Origin of the sequence: Escherichia sp. E10V5, from assembly GCF_004212315.1 — a bacterium.
Taxonomy (GTDB): Bacteria; Pseudomonadota; Gammaproteobacteria; order Enterobacterales; family Enterobacteriaceae; genus Escherichia.
Genome location: NZ_RHJM01000046.1, coordinates 1 through 26,389, shown reverse-complemented (window position 1 = coordinate 26,389; position 26,389 = coordinate 1). Strand labels below are relative to the sequence as shown.

The window sequence follows — 26,389 nt, the reverse complement described above, 5'->3', positions numbered from 1 at the left end:
GAAGGCGGCCGTACCGTTGGTGCGGGCGTTGTTGCTAAAGTTCTGAGCTAATTACGCGTTAATTAGTTTTGAATTAAAAAGGGCGCTTAGGCGCCCTTTTTGCTGCCCGTAATTTGAGTTCGAAATATTTCGTCGTAATTTCGCTGGCTGAACTGTGGCGCAAATAAAACTGTGCTATTGTAATCATAACTATTCTCATTTACACTTTGCGCAGAATTTGAACGGGAGTAATCATGTACGTTTGTTTGTGTAATGGTGTAAGTGACAAAAAAATTCGCCAGGCAGTCCGTCAGTTTCATCCTCAGTCTTTCCAACAATTACGCAAGTTTATTCCTGTGGGAAATCAATGCGGTAAGTGCATTCGCGCCGCACGCGAAGTGATGCAGGACGAGTTGATGCAGATGCCCGAATTTAAAGAGATTGCCTGAAGCTCACGCTTATTTTTTGACATCCCGCTAGCCCCATCTACGCTCTAATAGTGGAAGCGGAGGGACTATAAAATGAAAGGTGATGTTAAAATCATAAATTATCTCAATAAACTATTGGGAAATGAGCTTGTCGCGATCAATCAGTATTTTCTTCATGCCCGTATGTTTAAAAACTGGGGCCTGATGCGCCTTAATGATGTCGAATACCATGAATCTATCGATGAGATGAAGCACGCCGATAAATATATCGAGCGTATTTTGTTCTTAGAAGGGATCCCTAACTTACAGGATTTAGGCAAGCTAGGGATCGGTGAAGATGTCGAAGAGATGCTGCAATCCGACCTGCGATTAGAGCTGGAAGGTGCGAAGGATCTTCGTGAGGCTATCGCTTATGCCGACAGCGTTCATGACTATGTTAGCCGCGATATGATGATCGAGATCCTTGCTGATGAAGAAGGTCATATTGACTGGCTCGAAACTGAACTGGATCTCATCGGTAAAATCGGCCTACAAAATTACCTGCAATCACAAATTAAAGTTAAAGATTAATAGCCTGACAGCAGACTATCCCAGCCTACAATGAAACCCGCAGCTGCCAGAAATGGCCCAAAAGGTAGCGGGTTTTTTAAAGATTCTTTTCCTCTCATGAGCAGACCAATAACTACGGCTCCGCAAGCGAATGAGGCGGCAAGGAAAACCAGCCGTGGCAAGAAGGCCCATGTATGCCAGGCGCCAAGGGCGGCGAGAAACTTCACATCACCATAGCCTAATCCTTCTTTATGACGCAGTATGCGATATCCCCAGTAAATGACAGCGAATGTGCCGTAACCAATAATCGCCCCCCATAACGCATCGGCTAAACCGTCAGGATGACAAACCTGATAGAACAAAAGACCTGACCAGAGTAACGGGCAGGTAAACCTGTCAGGTAACAAGCCATGCTTTGCATCCCAGAAAAAAAGTAGGACTGATAAGCAAACGTACAAAATCAGAAAGGGAAGGGTAGCGACCATAAAACATCCTCTGTAATTGGAGTATCACCATCGAATAACTCCGGATACTCAGCAACAGCGAAATCGCTGATTTGTTAACCTGGTTCCGGTGAAAAACGCTATCTTCACGACCTTACAAATTTCGTGGAATGCAGCTCGCAATCTGTGCGTTGCGATTAATTTCTACCCGATGCTTGCGTCAATCTCAGATTTGCGTATAATGCGCGGGCTTGTCGTAGTTGACAGCAGGTTCAATCTGAACCTCAGTTAGCCGAATTTGGCTACCTAACAATGCTCCCAATCGGGGGGCTACGTAAGAACGGTTACACTCTCCCATCAATCGTAATGGGTCTGAGGAGTAATCATTTTCGTTTATAAAATAATTGGAGCTCTGGTCTCATGCAGAACCAAAGAATCCGTATCCGCCTGAAAGCGTTTGATCATCGTCTGATCGATCAAGCAACCGCGGAAATCGTCGAGACTGCCAAGCGCACTGGTGCGCAGGTCCGTGGTCCGATCCCGCTGCCGACACGCAAAGAGCGCTTCACTGTTCTGATCTCTCCGCACGTCAACAAAGACGCGCGCGATCAGTACGAAATCCGTACTCACTTGCGTCTGGTTGACATCGTTGAGCCAACCGAGAAAACCGTTGATGCTCTGATGCGTCTGGATCTGGCTGCCGGTGTAGACGTGCAGATCAGCCTGGGTTAATCAGGTCATTGAGCGATTGAGAGGTTGAAACAATGATTGGTTTAGTCGGTAAAAAAGTGGGTATGACCCGTATCTTCACAGAAGACGGCGTTTCTATCCCAGTAACCGTAATCGAAGTTGAAGCAAACCGCGTTACTCAGGTTAAAGACCTGGCTAACGATGGCTACCGTGCTATTCAGGTAACCACCGGTGCTAAAAAAGCTAACCGTGTGACCAAGCCTGAAGCTGGCCACTTCGCTAAAGCTGGCGTAGAAGCTGGCCGTGGTCTGTGGGAATTCCGCCTGGCTGAAGGCGAAGAGTTCACTGTAGGTCAGAGCATTAGCGTTGAACTGTTTGCTGACGTTAAAAAAGTTGACGTAACTGGCACCTCTAAAGGTAAAGGTTTCGCAGGTACCGTTAAGCGCTGGAACTTCCGTACCCAGGACGCTACTCACGGTAACTCCTTGTCTCACCGCGTACCGGGTTCTATCGGTCAGAACCAGACTCCGGGCAAAGTGTTCAAAGGCAAGAAAATGGCAGGTCAGATGGGTAACGAACGTGTAACCGTTCAGAGCCTTGACGTAGTACGCGTTGACGCTGAGCGCAACCTGCTGCTGGTTAAAGGTGCTGTCCCGGGTGCAACCGGTAGCGACCTGATCGTTAAACCAGCTGTGAAGGCGTAAGGAGATAGCAATGGAATTAGTATTGAAAGACGCGCAGAGCGCGCTGACTGTTTCCGAAACTACCTTCGGTCGTGATTTCAACGAAGCGCTGGTTCACCAGGTTGTTGTTGCTTATGCAGCCGGTGCTCGTCAGGGTACTCGTGCTCAGAAGACTCGTGCTGAAGTAACTGGTTCCGGTAAAAAACCGTGGCGCCAGAAAGGCACCGGCCGTGCGCGTTCTGGTTCTATCAAGAGCCCGATTTGGCGTTCTGGTGGCGTGACCTTCGCTGCTCGTCCGCAGGACCACAGTCAAAAAGTTAACAAGAAGATGTACCGCGGCGCGCTGAAAAGCATCCTGTCCGAACTGGTACGTCAGGATCGTCTGATCGTTGTCGAGAAGTTCTCTGTAGAAGCACCGAAAACCAAGCTGCTGGCACAGAAACTGAAAGACATGGCTCTGGAAGATGTGCTGATCATCACCGGTGAGCTGGACGAGAACCTGTTCCTGGCTGCGCGCAACCTGCACAAGGTTGACGTACGCGATGCAACTGGTATCGACCCGGTTAGCCTGATCGCCTTCGACAAAGTCGTAATGACTGCTGATGCTGTTAAGCAAGTTGAGGAGATGCTGGCATGATTCGTGAAGAACGTCTGCTGAAGGTGCTGCGTGCACCGCACGTTTCTGAAAAAGCGTCTACTGCGATGGAAAAATCCAACACCATCGTACTCAAAGTTGCTAAAGACGCGACCAAAGCAGAAATCAAAGCTGCTGTGCAGAAACTGTTTGAAGTCGAAGTCGAAGTCGTTAACACCCTGGTAGTTAAAGGGAAAGTTAAACGTCACGGACAGCGTATCGGTCGTCGTAGCGACTGGAAAAAAGCTTACGTCACCCTGAAAGAAGGCCAGAATCTGGACTTCGTTGGCGGCGCTGAGTAAGTCGGAGGAGTAATACAATGGCAGTTGTTAAATGTAAACCGACATCTCCGGGTCGTCGCCACGTTGTTAAAGTGGTTAACCCTGAGCTGCACAAGGGCAAACCTTTTGCTCCGTTGCTGGAAAAAAACAGCAAATCCGGTGGTCGTAACAACAATGGCCGTATCACCACTCGTCATATCGGTGGTGGCCACAAGCAGGCTTACCGTATTGTTGACTTCAAACGCAACAAAGACGGTATCCCGGCAGTTGTTGAACGTCTTGAGTACGATCCGAACCGTTCCGCGAACATCGCGCTGGTTCTGTACAAAGACGGTGAACGCCGTTACATCCTGGCCCCTAAAGGCCTGAAAGCTGGCGACCAGATTCAGTCTGGCGTTGATGCTGCAATCAAACCAGGTAACACCCTGCCGATGCGCAACATCCCGGTTGGTTCTACTGTTCACAACGTAGAAATGAAACCAGGTAAAGGCGGTCAGCTGGCACGTTCCGCTGGTACTTACGTTCAGATCGTTGCTCGTGATGGGGCTTATGTCACCCTGCGTCTGCGTTCTGGTGAAATGCGTAAAGTAGAAGCAGACTGCCGTGCAACTCTGGGCGAAGTTGGCAATGCTGAGCATATGCTGCGCGTTCTGGGTAAAGCAGGTGCTGCACGCTGGCGTGGTGTTCGTCCGACCGTTCGCGGTACCGCGATGAACCCGGTAGACCACCCACATGGTGGTGGTGAAGGTCGTAACTTTGGTAAGCACCCGGTAACTCCGTGGGGCGTTCAGACTAAAGGTAAGAAGACCCGCAGCAACAAGCGTACTGATAAATTCATCGTACGTCGCCGTAGCAAATAATTTTAGAGGATAAGCCATGCCACGTTCTCTCAAGAAAGGTCCTTTTATTGACCTGCACTTGCTGAAGAAGGTAGAGAAAGCGGTGGAAAGCGGAGACAAGAAGCCCCTGCGCACTTGGTCCCGTCGTTCAACGATCTTTCCTAACATGATCGGTTTGACCATCGCTGTCCATAATGGTCGTCAGCACGTTCCGGTATTTGTAACCGACGAAATGGTCGGCCACAAACTGGGTGAATTCGCACCGACTCGTACTTATCGCGGCCACGCTGCTGATAAAAAAGCGAAAAAGAAATAAGGTAGGAGGAAGAGATGGAAACTATCGCTAAACATCGCCATGCTCGTTCTTCTGCTCAGAAGGTTCGCCTTGTTGCTGACCTGATTCGCGGTAAGAAAGTGTCGCAGGCTCTGGATATTCTGACCTACACCAACAAGAAAGCGGCTGTACTGGTCAAGAAGGTTCTGGAATCTGCCATTGCTAACGCTGAACACAACGATGGCGCTGACATTGACGATCTGAAAGTTACGAAAATTTTCGTAGACGAAGGCCCGAGCATGAAGCGCATTATGCCGCGTGCAAAAGGTCGTGCAGATCGCATCCTGAAGCGCACCAGCCACATCACTGTGGTTGTGTCCGATCGCTGAGACTCTGGAGACTAGCAATGGGTCAGAAAGTACATCCTAATGGTATTCGCCTGGGTATTGTAAAACCATGGAACTCTACCTGGTTTGCGAACACCAAAGAATTCGCTGACAACCTGGACAGCGATTTTAAAGTACGTCAGTACCTGACAAAGGAACTGGCTAAAGCGTCCGTATCTCGTATCGTTATCGAGCGTCCGGCTAAGAGCATTCGTGTAACCATTCACACTGCTCGCCCGGGTATCGTTATCGGTAAAAAAGGTGAAGACGTAGAAAAACTGCGTAAGGTCGTAGCGGACATCGCTGGCGTTCCTGCACAGATCAACATCGCCGAAGTTCGTAAGCCTGAACTGGACGCAAAACTGGTTGCTGACAGCATCACTTCTCAGCTGGAACGTCGCGTTATGTTCCGTCGTGCTATGAAGCGTGCTGTACAGAACGCAATGCGTCTGGGCGCTAAAGGTATTAAAGTTGAAGTTAGCGGCCGTCTGGGCGGCGCGGAAATCGCACGTACCGAATGGTACCGCGAAGGTCGCGTACCGCTGCACACTCTGCGTGCTGACATCGACTACAACACCTCTGAAGCGCACACCACTTACGGTGTAATCGGCGTTAAAGTGTGGATCTTCAAAGGCGAGATCCTGGGTGGTATGGCTGCTGTTGAACAACCGGAAAAACCGGCTGCTCAGCCTAAAAAGCAGCAGCGTAAAGGCCGTAAATAAGGAGCGTCGCTGATGTTACAACCAAAGCGTACAAAATTCCGTAAAATGCACAAAGGCCGTAACCGCGGTCTGGCGCAGGGTACGGATGTTAGCTTCGGCAGCTTCGGTCTGAAAGCTGTTGGCCGTGGTCGTCTGACTGCACGTCAGATCGAAGCAGCACGTCGTGCTATGACCCGTGCAGTTAAGCGTCAAGGTAAGATCTGGATCCGTGTGTTCCCGGACAAACCGATCACTGAAAAGCCGCTGGCAGTGCGTATGGGTAAAGGTAAAGGTAACGTGGAGTATTGGGTTGCCTTGATTCAGCCGGGTAAAGTCCTGTATGAAATGGACGGTGTTCCGGAAGAGCTGGCCCGTGAAGCATTCAAGCTGGCAGCAGCGAAACTGCCGATTAAAACCACCTTTGTAACTAAGACGGTGATGTAATGAAAGCAAAAGAGCTGCGTGAGAAGAGCGTTGAAGAGCTGAACACCGAGCTGCTGAACTTGCTGCGTGAGCAGTTCAACCTGCGTATGCAGGCTGCAAGTGGCCAGCTGCAACAGTCTCACCTGTTGAAGCAAGTGCGTCGCGATGTCGCACGCGTTAAGACTTTACTGAACGAGAAGGCGGGTGCGTAATGACCGATAAAATCCGTACTCTGCAAGGTCGCGTTGTTAGCGACAAAATGGAGAAATCCATTGTTGTTGCTATCGAACGTTTTGTGAAACACCCGATCTACGGTAAATTCATCAAGCGTACGACCAAACTGCACGTACATGACGAGAACAACGAATGCGGTATCGGTGACGTGGTTGAAATCCGCGAATGCCGTCCGCTGTCCAAGACTAAATCCTGGACGCTGGTTCGCGTTGTAGAGAAAGCGGTTCTGTAATACAGTACACTCTCTCGATACGAATAAACGGCTCAGAAATGAGCCGTTTATTTTTTCTACCCATATCCTTGAAGCGGTGTTATAATGCCGCGCCCTCGATATGGGGATTTTTAACGACCTGATTTTCGGGTCTCAGTAGTAGTTGACATTAGCGGAGCACTAAAATGATCCAAGAACAGACTATGCTGAACGTCGCCGACAACTCCGGTGCACGTCGCGTAATGTGTATCAAGGTTCTGGGTGGCTCGCACCGTCGCTACGCAGGCGTAGGCGACATCATCAAGATCACCATCAAAGAAGCAATTCCGCGTGGTAAGGTCAAAAAAGGTGATGTGCTGAAGGCGGTAGTGGTGCGCACCAAGAAGGGTGTTCGTCGCCCGGACGGTTCTGTCATTCGCTTCGATGGTAATGCTTGTGTTCTTCTGAACAACAACAGCGAGCAGCCTATCGGTACGCGTATTTTTGGGCCGGTAACTCGTGAGCTTCGTAGTGAGAAGTTCATGAAAATTATCTCTCTGGCACCAGAAGTACTCTAAGGAGCGAATCATGGCAGCGAAAATCCGTCGTGATGACGAAGTTATCGTGTTAACCGGTAAAGATAAAGGTAAACGCGGTAAAGTTAAGAATGTCCTGTCTTCCGGCAAGGTCATTGTTGAAGGTATCAACCTGGTTAAGAAACATCAGAAGCCGGTTCCGGCCCTGAACCAACCGGGTGGCATCGTTGAAAAAGAAGCCGCTATTCAGGTTTCCAACGTAGCAATCTTCAATGCGGCAACCGGCAAGGCTGACCGTGTAGGCTTTAGATTCGAAGACGGTAAGAAAGTCCGTTTCTTCAAGTCTAACAGCGAAACTATCAAGTAATTTGGAGTAGTACGATGGCGAAACTGCATGATTACTACAAAGACGAAGTAGTTAAAAAACTCATGACTGAGTTTAACTACAATTCTGTCATGCAAGTCCCTCGGGTCGAGAAGATCACCCTGAACATGGGTGTTGGTGAAGCGATCGCTGACAAAAAACTGCTGGATAACGCAGCAGCAGACCTGGCAGCAATCTCCGGTCAAAAACCGCTGATCACCAAAGCACGCAAATCTGTTGCAGGCTTCAAAATCCGTCAGGGCTATCCGATCGGCTGTAAAGTAACTCTGCGTGGCGAACGCATGTGGGAGTTCTTTGAGCGCCTGATCACTATTGCTGTACCGCGTATCCGTGACTTCCGTGGCTTGTCCGCTAAGTCTTTCGACGGTCGTGGTAATTACAGCATGGGTGTCCGTGAGCAGATCATCTTCCCAGAAATCGACTACGATAAAGTCGACCGCGTTCGTGGTTTGGATATTACCATTACCACTACTGCGAAATCTGACGAAGAAGGCCGTGCTCTGCTGGCTGCCTTTGACTTCCCGTTCCGCAAGTAAGGTAGGGTTACTAAATGGCTAAGCAATCAATGAAAGCACGCGAAGTAAAACGCGTAGCTTTAGCTGATAAATACTTCGCGAAACGCGCTGAACTGAAAGCGATCATCTCTGATGTGAACGCTTCCGACGAAGATCGTTGGAATGCTGTTCTCAAGCTGCAGACTCTGCCGCGTGATTCCAGCCCGTCTCGTCAGCGTAACCGCTGCCGTCAAACAGGTCGTCCGCATGGTTTCCTGCGGAAGTTCGGGTTGAGCCGTATTAAGGTCCGTGAAGCCGCTATGCGCGGTGAAATCCCGGGTCTGAAAAAGGCTAGCTGGTAATTGTCACCAATTGAATCACGGGAGTAAAGACAGATGAGCATGCAAGATCCGATCGCGGATATGCTGACCCGTATCCGTAACGGTCAGGCCGCGAACAAAGCTGCGGTCACCATGCCTTCCTCCAAGCTGAAAGTGGCAATCGCCAACGTGCTGAAGGAAGAAGGTTTTATTGAAGATTTTAAAGTTGAAGGCGACACCAAGCCTGAACTGGAACTTACTCTGAAGTATTTCCAGGGCAAAGCTGTTGTAGAAAGCATTCAGCGTGTCAGCCGCCCAGGTCTGCGCATCTATAAACGTAAAGATGAGCTGCCGAAAGTTATGGCGGGTCTGGGTATCGCAGTTGTTTCTACCTCTAAAGGTGTTATGACTGATCGTGCAGCGCGCCAGGCTGGTCTTGGTGGCGAAATTATCTGCTACGTAGCCTAATCGGAGGAAAAAATGTCTCGTGTTGCTAAAGCACCGGTCGTTGTTCCTGCCGGCGTTGATGTAAAAATCAACGGTCAGGTTATTACGATCAAAGGTAAAAACGGCGAGCTGACTCGTACTCTCAACGATGCTGTTGAAGTTAAACATGCAGATAATACCCTGACCTTCGGTCCGCGTGATGGTTACGCAGACGGTTGGGCTCAGGCTGGTACCGCGCGTGCCCTGCTGAACTCAATGGTTATCGGTGTTACCGAAGGCTTCACTAAGAAGCTGCAGCTGGTTGGTGTAGGTTACCGTGCAGCGGTTAAAGGCAATGTGATTAACCTGTCTCTGGGTTTCTCTCATCCTGTTGACCATCAGCTGCCTGCGGGTATCACTGCTGAATGTCCGACTCAGACTGAAATCGTGCTGAAAGGCGCTGATAAGCAGATGATCGGCCAGGTTGCAGCGGATCTGCGCGCCTACCGTCGTCCTGAGCCTTACAAAGGCAAGGGTGTTCGTTACGCCGACGAAGTCGTGCGTACCAAAGAGGCTAAGAAGAAGTAAGGTAACACTATGGATAAGAAATCTGCTCGTATCCGTCGTGCGACCCGCGCACGCCGCAAGCTCCAGGAGCTGGGCGCAACTCGCCTGGTGGTACATCGTACCCCGCGTCACATTTACGCACAGGTAATTGCACCGAACGGTTCTGAAGTTCTGGTAGCTGCTTCTACTGTAGAAAAAGCTATCGCTGAACAACTGAAGTACACCGGTAACAAAGACGCGGCTGCAGCTGTGGGTAAAGCTGTCGCTGAACGCGCTCTGGAAAAAGGCATCAAAGATGTATCCTTTGACCGTTCCGGGTTCCAATATCATGGTCGTGTCCAGGCACTGGCAGATGCTGCCCGTGAAGCTGGCCTTCAGTTCTAAGGTAGAGGTGTAAGATGGCTCACATCGAAAAACAAGCTGGCGAACTGCAGGAAAAGCTGATCGCGGTAAACCGCGTATCTAAAACCGTTAAAGGTGGTCGTATTTTCTCCTTCACAGCTCTGACTGTAGTTGGCGATGGTAACGGTCGCGTTGGTTTTGGTTACGGTAAAGCGCGTGAAGTTCCAGCAGCGATCCAGAAAGCGATGGAAAAAGCCCGTCGCAATATGATTAACGTCGCGCTGAATAACGGCACTCTGCAACACCCTGTTAAAGGTGTTCATACGGGTTCTCGCGTATTCATGCAGCCGGCTTCCGAAGGTACCGGTATCATCGCCGGTGGTGCAATGCGCGCCGTTCTGGAAGTCGCTGGGGTTCATAACGTTCTGGCTAAAGCATATGGTTCCACCAACCCGATTAACGTGGTTCGTGCAACTATCGATGGCCTGGAAAATATGAATTCTCCAGAAATGGTCGCTGCCAAGCGTGGTAAATCCGTTGAAGAAATTCTGGGGAAATAAACCATGGCAAAGACTATTAAAATTACTCAAACCCGCAGTGCAATCGGTCGTCTGCCGAAACACAAGGCAACGCTGCTTGGCCTGGGTCTGCGTCGTATTGGTCACACCGTAGAGCGCGAGGATACTCCTGCTATTCGCGGTATGATCAACGCGGTTTCCTTCATGGTTAAAGTTGAGGAGTAAGAGATGCGTTTAAATACTCTGTCTCCGGCCGAAGGCTCCAAAAAGGCGGGTAAACGCCTGGGTCGTGGTATCGGTTCTGGCCTCGGTAAAACCGGTGGTCGTGGTCACAAAGGTCAGAAATCTCGTTCTGGCGGTGGCGTACGTCGCGGTTTCGAGGGTGGTCAGATGCCTCTGTACCGTCGTCTGCCGAAATTCGGCTTCACTTCTCGTAAAGCAGCGATTACAGCCGAAGTTCGTCTGTCTGACCTGGCTAAAGTAGAAGGCGGTGTTGTAGACCTGAACACGCTGAAAGCGGCTAACATTATCGGTATCCAGATCGAGTTCGCGAAAGTGATCCTGGCTGGCGAAGTAACTACTCCGGTAACTGTTCGTGGCCTGCGTGTTACTAAAGGCGCTCGTGCTGCTATCGAAGCTGCTGGCGGTAAAATCGAGGAATAAGTAGCAGATGGCTAAACAACCGGGATTAGATTTTCAAAGTGCCAAAGGTGGCTTAGGCGAGCTGAAACGCAGACTGCTGTTTGTTATCGGTGCGCTGATTGTGTTCCGTATTGGCTCTTTTATTCCGATCCCTGGTATTGATGCCGCTGTACTTGCCAAACTGCTTGAGCAACAGCGAGGCACCATCATTGAGATGTTTAACATGTTCTCTGGTGGTGCTCTCAGCCGTGCTTCTATCTTTGCTCTGGGGATCATGCCGTATATTTCGGCGTCGATCATTATCCAGCTGCTGACGGTGGTTCACCCGACGTTGGCAGAAATTAAGAAAGAAGGGGAGTCTGGTCGTCGTAAGATCAGCCAGTACACCCGTTACGGTACTCTGGTGCTGGCAATATTCCAGTCAATCGGTATTGCTACCGGTCTGCCGAATATGCCTGGTATGCAAGGCCTGGTTATTAACCCGGGCTTTGCATTCTACTTCACCGCTGTTGTAAGTCTGGTCACAGGAACGATGTTCCTGATGTGGTTGGGCGAACAGATCACTGAACGAGGTATCGGCAACGGTATTTCAATCATTATCTTCGCCGGTATTGTCGCGGGACTCCCGCCAGCCATTGCCCATACTATCGAGCAAGCGCGTCAAGGCGACCTGCACTTCCTCGTGTTGCTGTTGGTTGCAGTATTAGTATTTGCAGTGACGTTCTTTGTTGTATTTGTTGAGCGTGGTCAACGCCGCATTGTGGTAAACTACGCAAAACGTCAGCAAGGTCGTCGTGTCTATGCTGCACAGAGCACACATTTACCGCTGAAAGTGAATATGGCGGGGGTAATCCCGGCAATCTTCGCTTCCAGTATTATTCTGTTCCCGGCTACCATCGCGTCATGGTTCGGGGGCGGTACTGGTTGGAACTGGCTGACAACAATTTCGCTGTATTTGCAGCCTGGGCAACCGCTTTATGTGTTACTCTATGCGTCTGCAATCATCTTCTTCTGTTTCTTCTACACGGCGTTGGTTTTCAACCCGCGTGAAACAGCAGATAACCTGAAGAAGTCCGGTGCATTTGTACCAGGAATTCGTCCGGGAGAGCAAACGGCGAAGTATATCGATAAAGTAATGACCCGCCTGACCTTGGTTGGTGCGCTGTACATTACCTTTATCTGCCTGATCCCGGAGTTCATGCGTGATGCAATGAAAGTACCGTTCTACTTCGGTGGGACCTCACTGCTTATCGTTGTTGTCGTGATTATGGACTTTATGGCTCAAGTGCAAACTCTGATGATGTCCAGTCAGTATGAGTCTGCATTGAAGAAGGCGAACCTGAAAGGCTACGGCCGATAATTGGTCGCCCGAGAAGTTACGGAGAGTAAAAATGAAAGTTCGTGCTTCCGTCAAGAAATTATGCCGTAACTGCAAAATCGTTAAGCGTGATGGTGTCATCCGTGTGATTTGCAGTGCCGAGCCGAAGCATAAACAGCGCCAAGGCTGATTTATTCGCATATTTTTCTTGCAAAGTTGGGTTGAGCTGGCTAGATTAGCCAGCCAATCTTTTGTATGTCTGTGCGTTTCCATTTGAGTATCCTGAAAACGGGCTTTTCAGCATGGAACGTACATATTAAATAGTAGGAGTGCATAGTGGCCCGTATAGCAGGCATTAACATTCCTGATCATAAGCATGCCGTAATCGCATTAACTTCGATTTATGGCGTCGGCAAGACCCGTTCTAAAGCCATCCTGGCTGCAGCGGGTATCGCTGAAGATGTTAAGATCAGTGAGCTGTCTGAAGGACAAATCGACACGCTGCGTGACGAAGTTGCCAAATTTGTCGTTGAAGGTGATCTGCGCCGTGAAATCAGCATGAGCATCAAGCGCCTGATGGATCTTGGTTGCTATCGCGGTTTGCGTCATCGTCGTGGTCTACCGGTTCGCGGTCAGCGTACCAAGACCAACGCACGTACCCGTAAGGGTCCGCGCAAACCGATCAAGAAATAATCGGGGTGATTGAATAATGGCAAAGGCACCAATTCGTGCACGTAAACGTGTAAGAAAACAAGTCTCTGACGGCGTGGCTCATATCCATGCTTCTTTCAACAACACCATCGTGACTATCACTGATCGTCAGGGTAACGCGTTGGGTTGGGCAACAGCCGGTGGTTCCGGTTTCCGTGGTTCTCGCAAATCCACTCCGTTTGCAGCTCAGGTTGCAGCAGAGCGTTGCGCTGACGCCGTGAAAGAATACGGCATCAAGAATCTGGAAGTTATGGTTAAAGGTCCGGGTCCAGGCCGCGAATCTACTATTCGTGCTCTGAACGCCGCAGGTTTCCGCATCACTAACATTACTGATGTGACTCCGATCCCTCATAACGGTTGTCGTCCGCCGAAAAAACGTCGCGTATAACGCTTCGTTTTCCAGGTTTGTTGGAGAAAGAAAATGGCAAGATATTTGGGTCCTAAGCTCAAGCTGAGCCGTCGTGAGGGCACCGACTTATTCCTTAAGTCTGGCGTTCGCGCGATCGATACCAAGTGTAAAATTGAACAAGCTCCTGGCCAGCACGGTGCGCGTAAACCGCGTCTGTCTGACTATGGTGTGCAGTTGCGTGAAAAGCAAAAAGTTCGCCGTATCTATGGTGTGCTGGAGCGTCAGTTCCGTAACTACTACAAAGAAGCAGCACGTCTGAAAGGCAACACCGGTGAAAACCTGTTGGCTCTGCTGGAAGGTCGTCTGGACAACGTTGTATACCGTATGGGCTTCGGTGCCACTCGTGCAGAAGCACGCCAGCTGGTTAGCCATAAAGCAATTATGGTAAACGGTCGTGTTGTTAACATCGCTTCTTATCAGGTTAGTCCGAATGACGTTGTAAGCATTCGTGAGAAAGCGAAGAAGCAGTCTCGCGTGAAAGCCGCTCTGGAGCTGGCTGAGCAGCGTGAAAAGCCAACCTGGCTGGAAGTTGATGCTGGCAAGATGGAAGGTACGTTTAAGCGTAAGCCGGAGCGTTCTGATCTGTCTGCGGACATTAACGAACACCTGATCGTCGAGCTTTACTCCAAGTAAAGCTTAGTACCAAAGAGAGGACACAATGCAGGGTTCTGTGACAGAGTTTCTAAAACCGCGCCTGGTTGATATCGAGCAAGTGAGTTCGACGCACGCCAAGGTGACCCTTGAGCCTTTAGAGCGTGGCTTTGGCCATACTCTGGGTAACGCACTGCGCCGTATTCTGCTCTCATCGATGCCGGGTTGCGCGGTGACCGAGGTTGAGATTGATGGTGTACTACATGAGTACAGCACCAAAGAAGGCGTTCAGGAAGATATCCTGGAAATCCTGCTCAACCTGAAAGGGCTGGCGGTGAGAGTTCAGGGCAAAGATGAAGTTATTCTTACCTTGAATAAATCTGGCATTGGCCCTGTGACTGCAGCCGATATCACCCACGACGGTGATGTCGAAATCGTCAAGCCGCAGCACGTGATCTGCCACCTGACCGATGAGAACGCGTCTATTAGCATGCGTATCAAAGTTCAGCGCGGTCGTGGTTATGTGCCGGCTTCTACCCGAATTCATTCGGAAGAAGATGAGCGCCCAATCGGCCGTCTGCTGGTCGACGCATGCTACAGCCCTGTAGAGCGTATTGCCTACAATGTTGAAGCAGCGCGTGTAGAACAGCGTACCGACCTGGACAAGCTGGTCATCGAAATGGAAACCAACGGCACAATCGATCCTGAAGAGGCGATTCGTCGTGCGGCAACCATTCTGGCTGAACAACTGGAAGCTTTCGTTGACTTACGTGATGTACGTCAGCCGGAAGTGAAAGAAGAGAAACCAGAGTTCGATCCGATCCTGCTGCGCCCTGTTGACGATCTGGAATTGACTGTCCGCTCTGCTAACTGCCTTAAAGCAGAAGCTATCCACTATATCGGTGATCTGGTACAACGTACCGAGGTTGAGCTCCTTAAAACGCCTAACCTTGGTAAAAAATCTCTTACTGAGATTAAAGACGTGCTGGCTTCCCGTGGACTGTCTCTGGGTATGCGCCTGGAAAACTGGCCACCGGCAAGCATCGCTGACGAGTAACCGGATCACAGGTTAAGGTTTTACTGAGAAGGATAAGGTCATGCGCCATCGTAAGAGTGGTCGTCAACTGAACCGCAACAGCAGCCATCGCCAGGCTATGTTCCGCAATATGGCAGGTTCACTGGTTCGTCATGAAATCATCAAGACGACTCTGCCTAAAGCGAAAGAGCTGCGCCGCGTAGTTGAGCCGCTGATTACTCTTGCCAAGACTGATAGCGTTGCTAATCGTCGTCTGGCATTCGCCCGTACTCGTGATAACGAGATCGTGGCAAAACTGTTTAACGAACTGGGCCCGCGTTTCGCGAGCCGTGCCGGTGGTTACACTCGTATTCTGAAGTGTGGCTTCCGTGCAGGCGACAACGCGCCGATGGCTTACATCGAGCTGGTTGATCGTTCAGAGAAAGCAGAAGCTGCTGCAGAGTAATCTGAAGCAACGTAAAAAAACCCGCCCCGGCGGGTTTTTTTATATCTGTAGTATCCCCACTTATCTACAATAGCTGTACTCTTTTTGTTCATCCCCTGGAGTATTTATGTGGTTACTTGACCAGTGGGCAGAGCGCCATATTACTGAAGCACAGGCTAAAGGTGAGTTTGAAAATCTCCCAGGCAGTGGTGAACCATTAATCCTGGAAGATGACACACATGTGCCGCCGGAACTGCGTGCGGGCTATCGCTTGTTAAAGAATGCCGGCTGTTTACCGCCAGAACTTGAGCAGCGCAAGGAAGCTATTCAGCTTCTGGATATTCTCAACGGTATCCGTCAGGATGATCCGCAATATCAAGATGTTAGCCGTCAGTTGTCTTTACTGGAGTTGAAACTGCGGCAAGCAGGTTTGAGTACTGAATTTTTACGTGGCGAATATGCAGATAAGCTTCTGCATAAAATTAATGACAACTGAGAGATAATTTATGTATCGCATTGGTGAGTTGGCAAAACTGGCAGAAGTTACGCCCGACACAATACGTTATTACGAAAAACAGCAGATGATGGATCATGAAGTTCGTACGGAAGGAGGCTTTCGCCTGTATACCGAAAGCGATCTCCAACGGTTGAAATTTATTCGGCATGCCAGACAACTTGGTTTCAGTCTTGAGTCGATCCGTGAGTTACTTTCGATCCGTATCGATCCTGAACATCATACTTGTCAGGAATCAAAAGGTATTGTGCAGGAAAGATTACAGGAAGTGGAAGCGCGGATAGCTGAGTTGCAGAGCATGCAGCGTTCCTTGCAACGTCTTAACGATGCCTGTTGTGGTAGCGCCCATAGCAGCGTTTATTGCTCTATCCTTGAAGCTCTTGAACAAGGAGCCAGCGGTGTCAAAGCAGGTTGTTGATTTTTTGCACTGACGGGATTACACTCGCGCCGTTAAATAACCAACTGGAGTTTTTATGAGTCGATATCAGCATACGAAAGGGCAGATAAAGGATAATGCGATTGAAGCATTACTACATGACCCTTTGTTCAGGCAGCGTGTAGAAAAAAATAAAAAAGGGAAAGGCAGTTATATGCGAAAAGGAAAACATGGCAATCGGGGTAGCTGGGAGGCCAGTGGCAAGAAAGTAAATCACTTTTTTACCACTGGCCTTCTGCTTTCAGGCGCTTGTTAAGATCGGTTATTCTGCTCTTTCAGCAAATCACGAATTTCTGTCAGTAATACTTCTTCTTTAGTTGGTGCAGGTGCTGCTGCTGGTTCTTCTTTCTTACGATTCAGTTTGTTGATTAGTTTAATCGCCATAAAGATGGCAAAGGCCACAATCAGAAAATCAAAGACATTTTGAATGAAGACACCGTAATGCATCACAACAGCAGGGATATCCCCCTGCGCATCGCGTAGCGTGACAGCAAACTGTTTAAAGTCGATCCCGCCAATTAATAATCCTAAAGGTGGCATGATGATATCGGCAACCAGTGAAGAGACGATCTTCCCGAATGCCGCACCGATAATGACACCCACCGCCAAATCCACCACGTTCCCGCGCATCGCAAATTCGCGAAATTCTTTAATAATGCTCATGTTATTCTCCCTATGAAGCCGACAACCATAAGTCTAACAAATGTTAAGCCATTTTCCTGCCAGGAATGAATTTAATTAATCCTTGATATTCAAAGGGAAATAATAAGGCGTCATTAGACGCCTTATTAATTACAAAAAGAAAGGACTTGGCTGGAAGAGTCTTTCGACGTCGGTAATAAACTTTTTATCTGTGAGGAACATAATCACGTGATCGCCTTGCTCAATGCGCAGATTGTCATTGGCAATCATCACGTCGTTTCCACGTACCACCGCTCCAATAATCGTTCCTGGCGGTAACTTGATTTCATCAATGACTCTGCCGACAACGCGAGAGGTGCTTTCATCACCGTGAGCAACGGCTTCAATAGCTTCTGCTACGCCGCGGCGCAATGAGGAAACACCAACAATATCTGCTTTTCGTACATGACTAAGCAACGCAGAAATAGTTGCTTGTTGTGGTGAAATCGCAATATCGATCACGCTCCCCTGAACCAGATCCACATAAGCGCGACGCTGGATCAATACCATCACCTTTTTCGCACCCATACGTTTGGCGAGCATGGCTGACATGATATTGGCCTCGTCATCGTTGGTGACGGCAATAAACAGATCAACTTGATCGATATGTTCTTCGGCCAGCAGTTCTTGATCCGACGCATCACCAAAAAAGACGATCGTATTCTGCAACTTTTCCGCCAGTTCGGCAGCGCGCTGCTGATTACGTTCGATGAGTTTGACGCTGTAATCTTTTTCCAGGCGACGCGCCAGCCCTGCACCGATATTACCGCCACCAACCAGCATGATCCGCTTATACGGTTTTTCCAGTCGCTGTAATTCACTCATCACCGCGCGTATATGCTGCGAGGCGGCAATAAAGAACACTTCATCACCAGCTTCAACAATAGTCGAACCTTGCGGGCGGATAGGACGGTCGTGGCGGAAAATTGCCGCCACGCGGGTATCGATATGTGGCATATGCTCGCGCATGGTCGAAAGCGCATTACCAATAAGCGGGCCACCATAATAGGCTTTTACCACTGCAAGGCTCACTTTGCCCTCAGCGAAGTTCACCACCTGCAATGCGCCGGGATACTCAATCAGTCGGTAAATATTATCGATAACCAACTGCTCAGGTGCGATCAGATGATCAATCGGTACAGCATCTGAATGAAATAGCTTATCGGCATCGCGCACGTAGTCTGGTGAGCGGATACGAGCGATGCGATTAGGGGTGTTGAAAAGTGAGTAGGCTACCTGGCAGGCAACCATATTGGTTTCATCTGAACTGGTTACAGCAACCAGCATATCGGCGTCGTCGGCACCTGCCTCCCGCAATACGCGTGGATGAGAGCCATGCCCCTGCACGACTCGCAGGTCAAATTTATCCTGCAAGGTCCGCAGACGCTCACCGTTGGTATCGACAACGGTAATGTCGTTATTCTCGCCAACCAGGTTTTCCGCCAGCGTGCCGCCAACCTGACCGGCACCCAGAATGATAATTTTCATCAGTCGCGACCCGTTATCTCATCACTTTTTGATTAGCTTAGCGTAAAAGAAGCCGTCGCCCTCTTCGGCACCAGGCAGATTTTGCTTACCCGGTTGTTCTGGTGTTCCGGTTTCGCAAAGTTCAGCATCAACGGTACGTTGCAAAAAGGCTTTAATCTGCTGGCTATTTTCTTCCGGTAACACCGAACAGGTAGCATAAACCAGCGTTCCGCCAGATTTTAAATGTGGCCAGATGGCGTCGAGAATTTCAGACTGCAACTGCGCGAGTTCCGGGATATCGCGATCGCGACGCAGCCATTTGATATCCGGATGGCGACGTATTACACCGGTTGCCGAACAGGGCGCATCTAATAAAATGCGATCGAACTGTTGCTCGCCACACCATTGGGAAGGATAGCGCCCGTCACCTTGTTTCACGGTTGCCTTCATACCAAGGCGTTTTAAATTGTCGTAAACGCGAGAGAGGCGCTGTTCGTCAATATCAACCGCAAGAACCTGCGCTTCTGGTGCCACCTCAAGGATATGCGTTGTTTTACCGCCGGGGGCGGCACAAAGATCCAGAATGTGCTCACCGTTTTGTGGCGCAAGCCAGGTCATGCAACCTTGCGCTGATGCATCCTGAACGGTAACCCATCCTTCTTCAAAACCGGGTAGCGCATGAACAGGTGCAGGTGTTTCCAGGCGTACTGCATCAGGGTAATCCGAATGCGGGAAGCCTTTCATTCCTGCTTCATCCAGCAATGCAAGCCAACTGTCGCGGGAATGATGCGTACGATTAACGCGCAGCCACATTGGCGGACGCTGGTTATTGGCATCAACGATAGATTGCCACTGCTCTGGATACGCTTTTTGCAGACGCTTCAGCAACCAGGAAGGATGCAGATAACGTGCATCACTGGCATTAAACTCGGCTAATAACTCTTCTTGCTGACGCTGGAACTGACGTAATACGCCGTTAATCAACCCTTTAAGTTGCGGGCGCTTAATTGTGACAGCGCCTTCAACCGTTTCAGCCAGCGCAGCATGCGGTGGAATGCGGGTATAAAGCAGTTGATACAAACCAACCATAATCAGGTAATGCACGGTCCGCTGTTTGCCTGTCATCGGACGGGCCATTAACTTATTAATCAGCCAGTCTAACTGTGAAAGCGTGCGCAGTACGCCAAAGCACAACTCTTGAAGAAGTGCTTTGTCTTTATCGGAAACCTTTTGCTGGAGCGCTGGCAAAATGTTGCTTAATGATTGCCCTTGCTCGACGACTTGTTCAACGGCCTGGGCCGCCATGCTACGTAAATTACGTTGTTTTTTCATAAGTATAAAAATGCCCGGCAAGACCGGGCTTAGAAGAGTGGACTATCAGGCCAGACGCTTGCCCGGAACAAACCATTCCCGACGAGAATTCAGGAGGTCTTGTGCGCTCATCGCTTTCTTACCCGCAGGTTGTAACGAGAGCAGGTTCAGGATGCCATCACCAGTCGCAACCTGGATGCCTTGTTTGTTGGCTTCAAGGATCGTTCCTGGGGCAGCGTTGGTTACCGTATCAATGACCGACGCTTTCCAGACTTTAACCGGCTGTCCTTCAATTTCCAGCCAGCTCATTGGCCATGGATTGAAAGCGCGAATGCAGCGTTCAAGCTGCGCTGCCGAAAGTGACCAGTCAATACGCGCTTCTTCTTTACTCAACTTTTCGGCGTAAGTAACGAGAGTTTCGTCCTGCACTTCCGGTTTTGCCGAGCCGTCTGCCAGTTGTTTCAATGTGGCGATAAGCCCTTGTGGGCCAAGCTCTGCCAGTTTGTCATATAACGTGCCACTGGTATCTTCTGTGGTAATCGGGCAGGAGAGTTTATAGAGCATGTCGCCCGTGTCTAAACCGACATCCATTTGCATAATGGTTACGCCGGTTTCTGCATCGCCCGCCCACAGCGAACGTTGGATTGGTGCAGCACCGCGCCAACGTGGCAGCAGTGAACCATGAACGTTGATACAGCCAAGACGCGGCATTTCCAGCACCGCTTTAGGCAGAATCAGCCCATAGGCGACGACGACCATAACATCAGCCTGCAGATCGGCGACCAGTTGCTGGTTTTCTTGTGGACGCAGGGAAACAGGTTGAAAAACGGGTAGACCTTTTTCCTCAGCCAGAACTTTAACCGGGCTGGGCATCAGTTTTTTACCGCGTCCTGCCGGTCGGTCTGGCTGGGTGAACACGCCAACGACGTTATGACCAGAAGACAACAGCGCGTCGAGATGACGCGCTGCAAAGTCAGGTGTTCCCGCAAAAATAATACGTAGTGATTCTGACACGTTAGTTCTTATCCTTAAGCCCGGGCTTTCAGACGATCCAGTTTTTCAACTTTCTGACGAATACGTTGTTGTTTCAGCGGTGACAGGTAATCCATGAACAGTTTACCGACCAGGTGATCCATCTCATGCTGAATGCAGATGGCTAACAGACCATCAGCTTCCAGTTCAAATGGTTTACCATCGCGGTCCAGGGCGCGAATTTTCACTTTCTCTGCGCGCGGCACTAAAGCACGCTGTTCAGGGATCGACAGGCAACCTTCTTCAATGCCTGTTTCGCCGCTTTTTTCTAAAAGCTCCGGATTGATTAACACCAGCCGTTCGTCGCGGTTTTCCGAAACATCAATAACAATGATACGTTGATGGATATCAACCTGGGTTGCCGCCAGGCCAATACCTTCTTCCGCGTACATCGTCTCGAACATATCATCGACGATACGCTGAATTTCTGCATTCACTTCTTCTACCGGTTTAGCAACTTTGCGAAGCCGCTCGTCCGGAATATGTAACACTTGCAAAACTGACATAAATCTCCAGAGATGTGTTCAGGAGTTAGAAAGATTATTTCTTCTATTCTAGACAAATCCCCCTCTGATTGACAGCATCACTGACCAATCGCAAAGATTGCTAAGGCTGCTTATGGCAGGGAGATAAGGATGGTCGATACCGAAATTTGGCTGCGTTTAATGAGCATCAGCAGCTTGTACGGCGATGATATGGTCCGCATTGCTCACTGGCTGGTAGAACAGCCAAATATTGATGCAGTTGTACTGCAGCAAACAGGGCTTTCATCGCGACAGGCACAACGCTTTCTTACATTTTCACAGCAGAGTATTGAAAGCTCACTTTGTTGGCTGGAGCAACCTAACCATCATTTAATCCCAGCGGACAGTGAATTTTATCCTCCTCAACTTATTGCAACGGCTGATTATCCAGGTGCACTGTTTGTTGCTGGTGATCTACAAGCGCTGCAATCATTTCAGTTGGCCGTAGTGGGAAGCCGGGCGCATTCATGGTATGGCGAACGGTGGGGGCGGCTGTTATGTGAGGCGCTGGCGGCGCGAGGCGTGACAATTACCAGTGGGCTGGCGCGCGGAATCGATGGTGTAGCGCATAAAGCGGCCTTGCAGGTAAATGGTGTCAGTGTTGCTGTGCTGGGGAATGGGCTAAATACCATTCATCCGCGTCGCCATGCCCGACTTGCTACCAGTCTGCTTGAACATGGTGGGGCTCTTGTCTCGGAATTTCCCCTCGATACCCCTCCTCTTGCTTACAATTTCCCGAGAAGAAATCGCATTATTAGTGGTCTAAGTAAAGGTGTACTGGTGGTGGAAGCGGCTTTGCGCAGTGGTTCACTGGTGACAGCGCGTTGTGCGCTTGAGCAGGGACGTGAAGTCTTTGCTTTGCCCGGTCCATTAGGGAGTCCCGGAAGTGAAGGCCCCCACTGGCTTATAAAACAAGGTGCGATTCTTGTGACGGAACCGGAAGAAATTCTGGAAAATTTGCAATATGGATTGCACTGGTTGCCAGATGCCCATGAAAAATCATTTTATTCATCAGATCAGGAAGACGTGGCATTGCCATTTCCTGAGCTCCTGGCTAACGTAGGAGATGAGGTAACACCTGTTGACGTCGTCGCTGAACGTGCCGGCCAACCTGTGCCAGAGGTAGTTACTCAACTACTTGAACTGGAGTTAGCAGGATGGATCGCAGCTGTACCCGGCGGCTATGTCCGATTGAGGAGGGCATGCCATGTTCGACGTACTAATGTATTTGTTTGAAACCTATATTCACACTGAAGCTGAGTTGCGTGTGGATCAAGACAAACTTGAACAGGATCTTACCGACGCAGGTTTTGAGCGAGAAGATATCTACAATGCCCTGCTATGGCTGGAAAAACTTGCTGATTATCAGGAAGGGTTGGCAGAACCGATGCAACTGGCCTCGGATCCTCTCTCCATGCGTATTTATACACCGGAAGAGTGTGAACGACTGGATGCCAGCTGCCGTGGGTTTCTGCTTTTCCTTGAGCAGATTCAGGTGCTCAACCTTGAAACTCGTGAAATGGTGATAGAGCGAGTGCTCGCGCTGGATAACGCAGAGTTCGAACTGGATGATCTGAAATGGGTGATCCTGATGGTGTTGTTCAACATCCCGGGCTGCGAAAATGCGTACCAGCAAATGGAAGAATTACTCTTTGAAGTGAATGAAGGTATGCTGCATTAATCATTTCTTTAATTCAGCATAAGTTGTTATGGCGAAATCAGCACTGTTCACGGTGCGTAATAATGAGTCCTGCCCAAAGTGCGGGGCTGAACTGGTTATTCGATCCGGGAAACACGGTCCGTTTCTTGGGTGCTCACAGTATCCGGCGTGTGACTACGTCCGTCCTCTGAAATCTTCAGCGGATGGGCATATCGTCAAAGTTCTGGAGGGGCAGGTTTGCCCTGCATGCGGAGCAAATCTGGTATTACGCCAGGGACGCTTTGGTATGTTTATTGGTTGCAGTAACTATCCTGAATGCGAACATACCGAACTTATCGATAAACCGGACGAAACAGCAATTACCTGTCCTCAATGTCGGACGGGCCATCTGGTCCAGCGGCGCTCCCGTTATGGCAAAACATTTCACTCCTGTGATCGCTACCCTGAGTGTCAATTTGCTATTAACTTCAAACCAATAGCCGGAGAGTGCCCTGAGTGTCATTATCCGCTACTCATCGAAAAGAAAACCGCGCAGGGTGTTAAACATTTCTGTGCCAGTAAACAATGTGGAAAGCCGGTTTCGGCGGAATAATAACGTGAATAATAACCTGCAAGGAGACGCTATCGCAGCTGCGATAGATGTCCTCAATGAAGAACGTGTCATCGCCTATCCAACGGAAGCCGTTTTTGGTGTCGGGTGCGATCCTGATAGCGAAACAGCAGTGATGCGACTGTTGGATTTAAAACAGCGTCCGGTTGATAAGGGGCTGATTTTAATCGCGGCAAATTACGAGCAGCTTAAACCCTATATTGATGACAGCATGCTGACTGACGCGCAGCGTGAAACCATTTTTTCTCGCTGGCCTGGTCCTGTCACTTTTGTCTTTCCCGCGCCTGCGACAACACCACGATGGTTGACGGGCCGCTTTGATTCGCTTGCTGTACGAGTCACCGACCATCCGTTGGTGGTTGCTTTGTGCCAGGCTTATGGTAAACCGCTAGTTTCTACCAGTGCCAACTTGAGTGGATTACCACCTTGTCGAACAATAGAGGAAGTTCACGCACAGTTTGGTGCTGATTTCCCGGTTGTGCTAGGTGAAACGGGCGGTCGTTTAAATCCTTCAGAAATTCGTGATGCCCTGACGGGTGAACTGTTTCGACAGGGGTAACATAATGGAAACCTATGCTGTTTTTGGTAATCCGATAGCCCACAGCAAATCGCCATTCATTCATCAGCAATTTGCACAGCAACTGAATATTGAACATCCCTATGGCCGCGTGCTGGCACCTATCAATGATTTCATCAACACGCTAAACGCTTTCTTTAGTGCTGGTGGTAAAGGTGCGAATGTGACAGTGCCTTTTAAAGAAGAGGCTTTTGCCAGAGCGGATGAGCTTACTGAACGGGCAGCGTTGGCTGGTGCTGTAAATACCCTCAAGCGGTTAGAAGATGGACGCCTACTGGGTGACAATACCGATGGTGTAGGCTTGTTAAGCGATCTAGAACGTCTGTCTTTTATTCGCTCCGGTTTACGTATTCTGCTTATCGGCGCTGGTGGGGCATCTCGTGGGGTATTACTGCCGCTTCTCTCTCTGGACTGTGCGGTGACAATCACTAACCGAACGGTTTCTCGCGCGGAAGAGTTGGCGAAATTGTTTGCGCACACTGGTAGTGTTCAGGCGTTGGGTATGGACGAACTGGATGGTCACGAGTTCGATCTTATTATTAACGCGACATCCAGTGGCATTAGTGGAGATGTTCCGGCGATCCCGGCATCGCTCGTCCATTCAGGTATTTGTTGTTATGACATGTTCTACCAGAAGGGAAAAACGCCCTTTCTGGCATGGTGTGAACAGCAAGGCTCAAAACGTAATGCGGATGGATTGGGGATGTTAGTGGCGCAGGCGGCTCATGCCTTCCTTCTCTGGCACGGTGTTCTGCCTGACGTAGCACCAGTTATAAAGCAATTGCAGGAGGAGTTGTCCGCGTGAATCAGGCCATCCAGTTTCCAGACAGGGAAGAGTGGAACGAGAGTAAAAAATGCGTTTGTTTTCCAGCTCTTGTAAATGGTATGCAGCTCACTTGCGCTATTACTGGAGAGAGTCTGGCGAACCGCTTTGCAGGAGATACGCCAGAACAGTGGTTAGCGAATTTTCGTCAGCATCGTTGGGACCTGGAGGAAGAAGCGGAAAACTTAATTCAGGAACAAAGTGAAGATGATCAAGGCTGGGTCTGGTTACCCTGATCCAGATATTCGTCCTTCCATTTCACGTAATTATTTGCGGAATAGCGTAACCCAGCCTTCTCTTCATCACTTAACGGGCGGATCTGTTTGACGGGGCTACCGAGATACAGATATCCGCTCTCCAGTCGTTTATTTTGTGGGACCAGGCTACCCGCACCAATCATCACATCATCTTCTACTATTGCGCCATCAAGTAAAATTGAGCCCATCCCAACCAAAACTCGATTGCCAATGGTGCAGCCGTGGAGCATCACTTTATGTCCAACCGTAACGTCTTCACCGACGATCAACGGATTGCCTTGTGGATTAGCTGTTGATTTATGGGTCACGTGTAAGACGCTACCATCCTGAATATTAGTGCGGGCACCGATTTGTACATAATTCACATCGCCACGAATCACAACGAGCGGCCAGATCCCCACATCATCAGCCAGGCGGGCGTCACCAATAACCACACTACTACTGTCGATCATTACGCGCTGACCGATTTGTGGAAAAAGATCGCGGTATGGGCGTAAAACATCAGACATACTTACCTCAACAATAAATGATTTACTAATGACTTTGGGTGCATTATTGGCCTTGTGCAAGTCTTTTAGTATGCAAAAAAGCACCGTTTTGTGTGTGAATGCAGCAAAAAGGGTGAAAAAACAACAAACAGAAAAAAAGATCAAAAAAGTACTTGTGCAAAAAATTGGGATCCCTATAATGCGCCTCCGTTGAGACGACAACGTGAAACACTTCACAAGATGGTCGTAACAACAAAGAGAAAAATCCTGAAATTCAGGGTTGACTCTGAAAGAGGAAAGCGTAATATACGCCACCTCGCGACAGTGAGCTGAAAGCCGCGTCGCAACTGCTCTTTAACAATTTATCAGACAATCTGTGTGGGCACTCGAAGATACGGATTCTTAACGTCGCAAGACGATAAATGAATACCAAGTCTCAAGAGTGAACACGTAATTCATTACGAAGTTTAATTCTTTGAGCATCAAACTATTAAATTGAAGAGTTTGATCATGGCTCAGATTGAACGCTGGCGGCAGGCATAACACATGCAAGACG

The 26,389-nt window shown here is 49.4% G+C and carries 46 protein-coding genes and 1 rRNA gene; 40 read left to right on the top strand and 7 right to left on the bottom strand.

Annotation, left to right across the window (positions count from 1 at the left end; all coding sequences use genetic code 11):
• The first annotated feature begins 233 nt into the window (after positions 1 to 233).
• Both bfd and bfr read left to right on the top strand, forming a co-directional pair.
• Positions 234 to 428, top strand: coding sequence for a bacterioferritin-associated ferredoxin (gene bfd / locus D9738_RS23510; protein ID WP_000289090.1), 195 nt, complete (start codon positions 234 to 236; stop codon positions 426 to 428).
• A 72-nt stretch (positions 429 to 500) separates the two neighbouring features.
• Complete coding sequence (bfr, locus tag D9738_RS23505) at positions 501 to 977, top strand: bacterioferritin (RefSeq protein WP_000675515.1); 477 nt, start codon at positions 501 to 503, stop codon at positions 975 to 977.
• Here bfr and D9738_RS23500 read toward each other — a convergent pair.
• On the bottom strand, positions 974 to 1,441 hold the full coding sequence (locus D9738_RS23500) for an A24 family peptidase (RefSeq protein ID WP_130222942.1): 468 nt from the start codon (positions 1,439 to 1,441) through the stop codon (positions 974 to 976). The two genes, bfr and D9738_RS23500, sit on opposite strands and share 4 nt — an antisense overlap.
• Before the next feature lie 378 nt (positions 1,442 to 1,819).
• Between D9738_RS23500 and rpsJ the strand changes: the two genes are divergently transcribed.
• From rpsJ to arfA, 31 genes are all read left to right on the top strand, one after another.
• A complete protein-coding gene (rpsJ, locus tag D9738_RS23495) occupies positions 1,820 to 2,131 on the top strand; it encodes a 30S ribosomal protein S10 (protein WP_001181004.1) in 312 nt (103 codons plus the stop codon).
• A gap of 32 nt (positions 2,132 to 2,163) precedes the next feature.
• Positions 2,164 to 2,793 (top strand): 50S ribosomal protein L3, encoded by a 630-nt coding sequence (gene rplC / locus D9738_RS23490; protein ID WP_000579833.1) that lies wholly within the window; start codon positions 2,164 to 2,166, stop codon positions 2,791 to 2,793.
• Between the two features lie 10 nt (positions 2,794 to 2,803).
• Positions 2,804 to 3,409, top strand: coding sequence for a 50S ribosomal protein L4 (gene rplD, locus D9738_RS23485; protein WP_000424395.1), 606 nt, complete (start codon positions 2,804 to 2,806; stop codon positions 3,407 to 3,409).
• A complete protein-coding gene (gene rplW / locus D9738_RS23480) occupies positions 3,406 to 3,708 on the top strand; it encodes a 50S ribosomal protein L23 (RefSeq protein ID WP_000617544.1) in 303 nt (100 codons plus the stop codon). Before rplD ends, rplW begins: the two co-directional genes overlap by 4 nt.
• 17 nt (positions 3,709 to 3,725) lie before the next feature.
• Complete coding sequence (rplB, locus tag D9738_RS23475; protein WP_000301864.1) at positions 3,726 to 4,547, top strand: 50S ribosomal protein L2; 822 nt, start codon at positions 3,726 to 3,728, stop codon at positions 4,545 to 4,547.
• Between the two features lie 16 nt (positions 4,548 to 4,563).
• Positions 4,564 to 4,842, top strand: a complete 279-nt coding sequence (gene rpsS, locus D9738_RS23470) for a 30S ribosomal protein S19 (protein WP_001138117.1) — start codon at positions 4,564 to 4,566, stop codon at positions 4,840 to 4,842.
• 14 nt (positions 4,843 to 4,856) lie between these two features.
• Entirely contained in the window at positions 4,857 to 5,189 is a 333-nt protein-coding gene (gene rplV, locus D9738_RS23465) for a 50S ribosomal protein L22 (RefSeq protein WP_000447529.1), read from the top strand.
• A 17-nt stretch (positions 5,190 to 5,206) separates the two neighbouring features.
• Positions 5,207 to 5,908, top strand: coding sequence for a 30S ribosomal protein S3 (gene rpsC / locus D9738_RS23460; RefSeq protein ID WP_000529945.1), 702 nt, complete (start codon positions 5,207 to 5,209; stop codon positions 5,906 to 5,908).
• A 12-nt stretch (positions 5,909 to 5,920) separates the two neighbouring features.
• Positions 5,921 to 6,331, top strand: a complete 411-nt coding sequence (rplP, locus tag D9738_RS23455; protein ID WP_000941212.1) for a 50S ribosomal protein L16 — start codon at positions 5,921 to 5,923, stop codon at positions 6,329 to 6,331.
• Positions 6,331 to 6,522: a 50S ribosomal protein L29 gene (gene rpmC / locus D9738_RS23450; protein ID WP_000644741.1), complete on the top strand. Its 192-nt coding sequence runs from the start codon at positions 6,331 to 6,333 to the stop codon at positions 6,520 to 6,522. The genes rplP and rpmC overlap by 1 nt, the downstream gene beginning before the upstream one ends.
• Positions 6,522 to 6,776: a 30S ribosomal protein S17 gene (rpsQ, locus tag D9738_RS23445; protein WP_000130100.1), complete on the top strand. Its 255-nt coding sequence runs from the start codon at positions 6,522 to 6,524 to the stop codon at positions 6,774 to 6,776. The genes rpmC and rpsQ overlap by 1 nt, the downstream gene beginning before the upstream one ends.
• 164 nt (positions 6,777 to 6,940) lie before the next feature.
• Complete coding sequence (rplN, locus tag D9738_RS23440) at positions 6,941 to 7,312, top strand: 50S ribosomal protein L14 (protein ID WP_000613955.1); 372 nt, start codon at positions 6,941 to 6,943, stop codon at positions 7,310 to 7,312.
• 10 nt (positions 7,313 to 7,322) lie between these two features.
• Positions 7,323 to 7,637 (top strand): 50S ribosomal protein L24, encoded by a 315-nt coding sequence (gene rplX, locus D9738_RS23435; protein WP_000729185.1) that lies wholly within the window; start codon positions 7,323 to 7,325, stop codon positions 7,635 to 7,637.
• Positions 7,638 to 7,651: 14 nt separating this feature from the next.
• Entirely contained in the window at positions 7,652 to 8,191 is a 540-nt protein-coding gene (gene rplE / locus D9738_RS23430) for a 50S ribosomal protein L5 (RefSeq protein ID WP_001096200.1), read from the top strand.
• A gap of 14 nt (positions 8,192 to 8,205) precedes the next feature.
• A complete protein-coding gene (rpsN, locus tag D9738_RS23425) occupies positions 8,206 to 8,511 on the top strand; it encodes a 30S ribosomal protein S14 (RefSeq protein WP_001118930.1) in 306 nt (101 codons plus the stop codon).
• 33 nt (positions 8,512 to 8,544) lie between these two features.
• Positions 8,545 to 8,937 (top strand): 30S ribosomal protein S8, encoded by a 393-nt coding sequence (gene rpsH / locus D9738_RS23420; RefSeq protein WP_000062611.1) that lies wholly within the window; start codon positions 8,545 to 8,547, stop codon positions 8,935 to 8,937.
• Between the two features lie 12 nt (positions 8,938 to 8,949).
• Positions 8,950 to 9,483, top strand: a complete 534-nt coding sequence (gene rplF, locus D9738_RS23415; protein ID WP_064524927.1) for a 50S ribosomal protein L6 — start codon at positions 8,950 to 8,952, stop codon at positions 9,481 to 9,483.
• 9 nt (positions 9,484 to 9,492) lie between these two features.
• On the top strand, positions 9,493 to 9,846 hold the full coding sequence (gene rplR, locus D9738_RS23410; protein ID WP_000358960.1) for a 50S ribosomal protein L18: 354 nt from the start codon (positions 9,493 to 9,495) through the stop codon (positions 9,844 to 9,846).
• 14 nt (positions 9,847 to 9,860) lie between these two features.
• A complete protein-coding gene (gene rpsE / locus D9738_RS23405; protein ID WP_000940121.1) occupies positions 9,861 to 10,364 on the top strand; it encodes a 30S ribosomal protein S5 in 504 nt (167 codons plus the stop codon).
• A gap of 3 nt (positions 10,365 to 10,367) precedes the next feature.
• Positions 10,368 to 10,547: a 50S ribosomal protein L30 gene (rpmD, locus tag D9738_RS23400; RefSeq protein ID WP_001140433.1), complete on the top strand. Its 180-nt coding sequence runs from the start codon at positions 10,368 to 10,370 to the stop codon at positions 10,545 to 10,547.
• A gap of 3 nt (positions 10,548 to 10,550) precedes the next feature.
• Positions 10,551 to 10,985 (top strand): 50S ribosomal protein L15, encoded by a 435-nt coding sequence (gene rplO / locus D9738_RS23395; protein WP_001238917.1) that lies wholly within the window; start codon positions 10,551 to 10,553, stop codon positions 10,983 to 10,985.
• Between the two features lie 7 nt (positions 10,986 to 10,992).
• Positions 10,993 to 12,324, top strand: a complete 1,332-nt coding sequence (gene secY, locus D9738_RS23390) for a preprotein translocase subunit SecY (protein ID WP_001118861.1) — start codon at positions 10,993 to 10,995, stop codon at positions 12,322 to 12,324.
• A 31-nt stretch (positions 12,325 to 12,355) separates the two neighbouring features.
• A complete protein-coding gene (rpmJ, locus tag D9738_RS23385; protein WP_000868187.1) occupies positions 12,356 to 12,472 on the top strand; it encodes a 50S ribosomal protein L36 in 117 nt (38 codons plus the stop codon).
• Positions 12,473 to 12,618: 146 nt separating this feature from the next.
• Positions 12,619 to 12,975: a 30S ribosomal protein S13 gene (gene rpsM / locus D9738_RS23380; protein ID WP_000090775.1), complete on the top strand. Its 357-nt coding sequence runs from the start codon at positions 12,619 to 12,621 to the stop codon at positions 12,973 to 12,975.
• Between the two features lie 16 nt (positions 12,976 to 12,991).
• Positions 12,992 to 13,381 (top strand): 30S ribosomal protein S11, encoded by a 390-nt coding sequence (gene rpsK / locus D9738_RS23375; RefSeq protein ID WP_001029684.1) that lies wholly within the window; start codon positions 12,992 to 12,994, stop codon positions 13,379 to 13,381.
• A gap of 33 nt (positions 13,382 to 13,414) precedes the next feature.
• Positions 13,415 to 14,035, top strand: coding sequence for a 30S ribosomal protein S4 (gene rpsD / locus D9738_RS23370; RefSeq protein ID WP_000135224.1), 621 nt, complete (start codon positions 13,415 to 13,417; stop codon positions 14,033 to 14,035).
• 25 nt (positions 14,036 to 14,060) lie between these two features.
• Entirely contained in the window at positions 14,061 to 15,050 is a 990-nt protein-coding gene (gene rpoA / locus D9738_RS23365) for a DNA-directed RNA polymerase subunit alpha (RefSeq protein ID WP_001162094.1), read from the top strand.
• 40 nt (positions 15,051 to 15,090) lie between these two features.
• The gene (rplQ, locus tag D9738_RS23360; RefSeq protein ID WP_001216368.1) at positions 15,091 to 15,474 is read left to right on the top strand and encodes a 50S ribosomal protein L17; all 384 of its coding nucleotides are present in this window, start codon (positions 15,091 to 15,093) and stop codon (positions 15,472 to 15,474) included.
• 106 nt (positions 15,475 to 15,580) lie between these two features.
• Positions 15,581 to 15,949 carry a DUF1992 domain-containing protein gene (locus D9738_RS23355; RefSeq protein ID WP_130206883.1) on the top strand — a complete coding sequence of 123 codons (369 nt, stop codon included), beginning with the start codon at positions 15,581 to 15,583 and terminating at the stop codon, positions 15,947 to 15,949.
• Positions 15,950 to 15,959: 10 nt separating this feature from the next.
• A complete protein-coding gene (gene zntR / locus D9738_RS23350) occupies positions 15,960 to 16,385 on the top strand; it encodes a Zn(2+)-responsive transcriptional regulator (RefSeq protein WP_059222259.1) in 426 nt (141 codons plus the stop codon).
• A gap of 55 nt (positions 16,386 to 16,440) precedes the next feature.
• Complete coding sequence (arfA, locus tag D9738_RS23345) at positions 16,441 to 16,659, top strand: alternative ribosome-rescue factor ArfA (RefSeq protein ID WP_042201146.1); 219 nt, start codon at positions 16,441 to 16,443, stop codon at positions 16,657 to 16,659.
• Here the strand turns inward: arfA and mscL are convergent.
• The 5 genes from mscL to def all read right to left on the bottom strand — a co-directional run bounded on the left by mscL (position 16,656) and on the right by def (position 21,400).
• Positions 16,656 to 17,066 (bottom strand): large-conductance mechanosensitive channel protein MscL, encoded by a 411-nt coding sequence (gene mscL / locus D9738_RS23340; RefSeq protein ID WP_000022442.1) that lies wholly within the window; start codon positions 17,064 to 17,066, stop codon positions 16,656 to 16,658. The genes arfA and mscL overlap by 4 nt on opposite strands.
• Before the next feature lie 129 nt (positions 17,067 to 17,195).
• Positions 17,196 to 18,572 (bottom strand): Trk system potassium transporter TrkA, encoded by a 1,377-nt coding sequence (gene trkA, locus D9738_RS23335; RefSeq protein ID WP_000691382.1) that lies wholly within the window; start codon positions 18,570 to 18,572, stop codon positions 17,196 to 17,198.
• Between the two features lie 21 nt (positions 18,573 to 18,593).
• Positions 18,594 to 19,883, bottom strand: a complete 1,290-nt coding sequence (rsmB, locus tag D9738_RS23330) for a 16S rRNA (cytosine(967)-C(5))-methyltransferase RsmB (RefSeq protein WP_130261300.1) — start codon at positions 19,881 to 19,883, stop codon at positions 18,594 to 18,596.
• A 45-nt stretch (positions 19,884 to 19,928) separates the two neighbouring features.
• Complete coding sequence (gene fmt / locus D9738_RS23325; RefSeq protein ID WP_130261299.1) at positions 19,929 to 20,876, bottom strand: methionyl-tRNA formyltransferase; 948 nt, start codon at positions 20,874 to 20,876, stop codon at positions 19,929 to 19,931.
• A gap of 14 nt (positions 20,877 to 20,890) precedes the next feature.
• The gene (gene def / locus D9738_RS23320; protein ID WP_000114984.1) at positions 20,891 to 21,400 is read right to left on the bottom strand and encodes a peptide deformylase; all 510 of its coding nucleotides are present in this window, start codon (positions 21,398 to 21,400) and stop codon (positions 20,891 to 20,893) included.
• A gap of 129 nt (positions 21,401 to 21,529) precedes the next feature.
• Here def and dprA point away from each other — a divergent pair, with 129 nt between their 5' ends.
• Genes dprA through D9738_RS23290 form a run of 6 tightly spaced genes read left to right on the top strand, consistent with a single transcriptional unit; the run spans position 21,530 to position 25,324 of the window.
• Positions 21,530 to 22,654: a DNA-protecting protein DprA gene (dprA, locus tag D9738_RS23315; RefSeq protein ID WP_130206875.1), complete on the top strand. Its 1,125-nt coding sequence runs from the start codon at positions 21,530 to 21,532 to the stop codon at positions 22,652 to 22,654.
• A complete protein-coding gene (gene smg / locus D9738_RS23310) occupies positions 22,626 to 23,099 on the top strand; it encodes a DUF494 family protein Smg (RefSeq protein ID WP_000460680.1) in 474 nt (157 codons plus the stop codon). The genes dprA and smg overlap by 29 nt, the downstream gene beginning before the upstream one ends.
• A 28-nt stretch (positions 23,100 to 23,127) precedes the next feature.
• Positions 23,128 to 23,670 (top strand): type I DNA topoisomerase, encoded by a 543-nt coding sequence (locus D9738_RS23305; protein ID WP_001129723.1) that lies wholly within the window; start codon positions 23,128 to 23,130, stop codon positions 23,668 to 23,670.
• Positions 23,671 to 23,674: 4 nt separating this feature from the next.
• A complete protein-coding gene (gene tsaC / locus D9738_RS23300) occupies positions 23,675 to 24,247 on the top strand; it encodes an L-threonylcarbamoyladenylate synthase type 1 TsaC (RefSeq protein ID WP_130261298.1) in 573 nt (190 codons plus the stop codon).
• A gap of 4 nt (positions 24,248 to 24,251) precedes the next feature.
• Positions 24,252 to 25,070 (top strand): shikimate dehydrogenase, encoded by an 819-nt coding sequence (aroE, locus tag D9738_RS23295; protein ID WP_130206871.1) that lies wholly within the window; start codon positions 24,252 to 24,254, stop codon positions 25,068 to 25,070.
• Positions 25,067 to 25,324, top strand: coding sequence for a DUF1488 domain-containing protein (locus tag D9738_RS23290; RefSeq protein ID WP_130217594.1), 258 nt, complete (start codon positions 25,067 to 25,069; stop codon positions 25,322 to 25,324). The genes aroE and D9738_RS23290 overlap by 4 nt, the downstream gene beginning before the upstream one ends.
• Here the strand turns inward: D9738_RS23290 and D9738_RS23285 are convergent.
• The gene (locus D9738_RS23285) at positions 25,300 to 25,854 is read right to left on the bottom strand and encodes a gamma carbonic anhydrase family protein (protein WP_130206867.1); all 555 of its coding nucleotides are present in this window, start codon (positions 25,852 to 25,854) and stop codon (positions 25,300 to 25,302) included. The genes D9738_RS23290 and D9738_RS23285 overlap by 25 nt on opposite strands.
• A gap of 471 nt (positions 25,855 to 26,325) precedes the next feature.
• Between D9738_RS23285 and D9738_RS23280 the strand changes: the two genes are divergently transcribed.
• Positions 26,326 to 26,389 (top strand): 16S ribosomal RNA (locus tag D9738_RS23280); the annotation flags it as partial.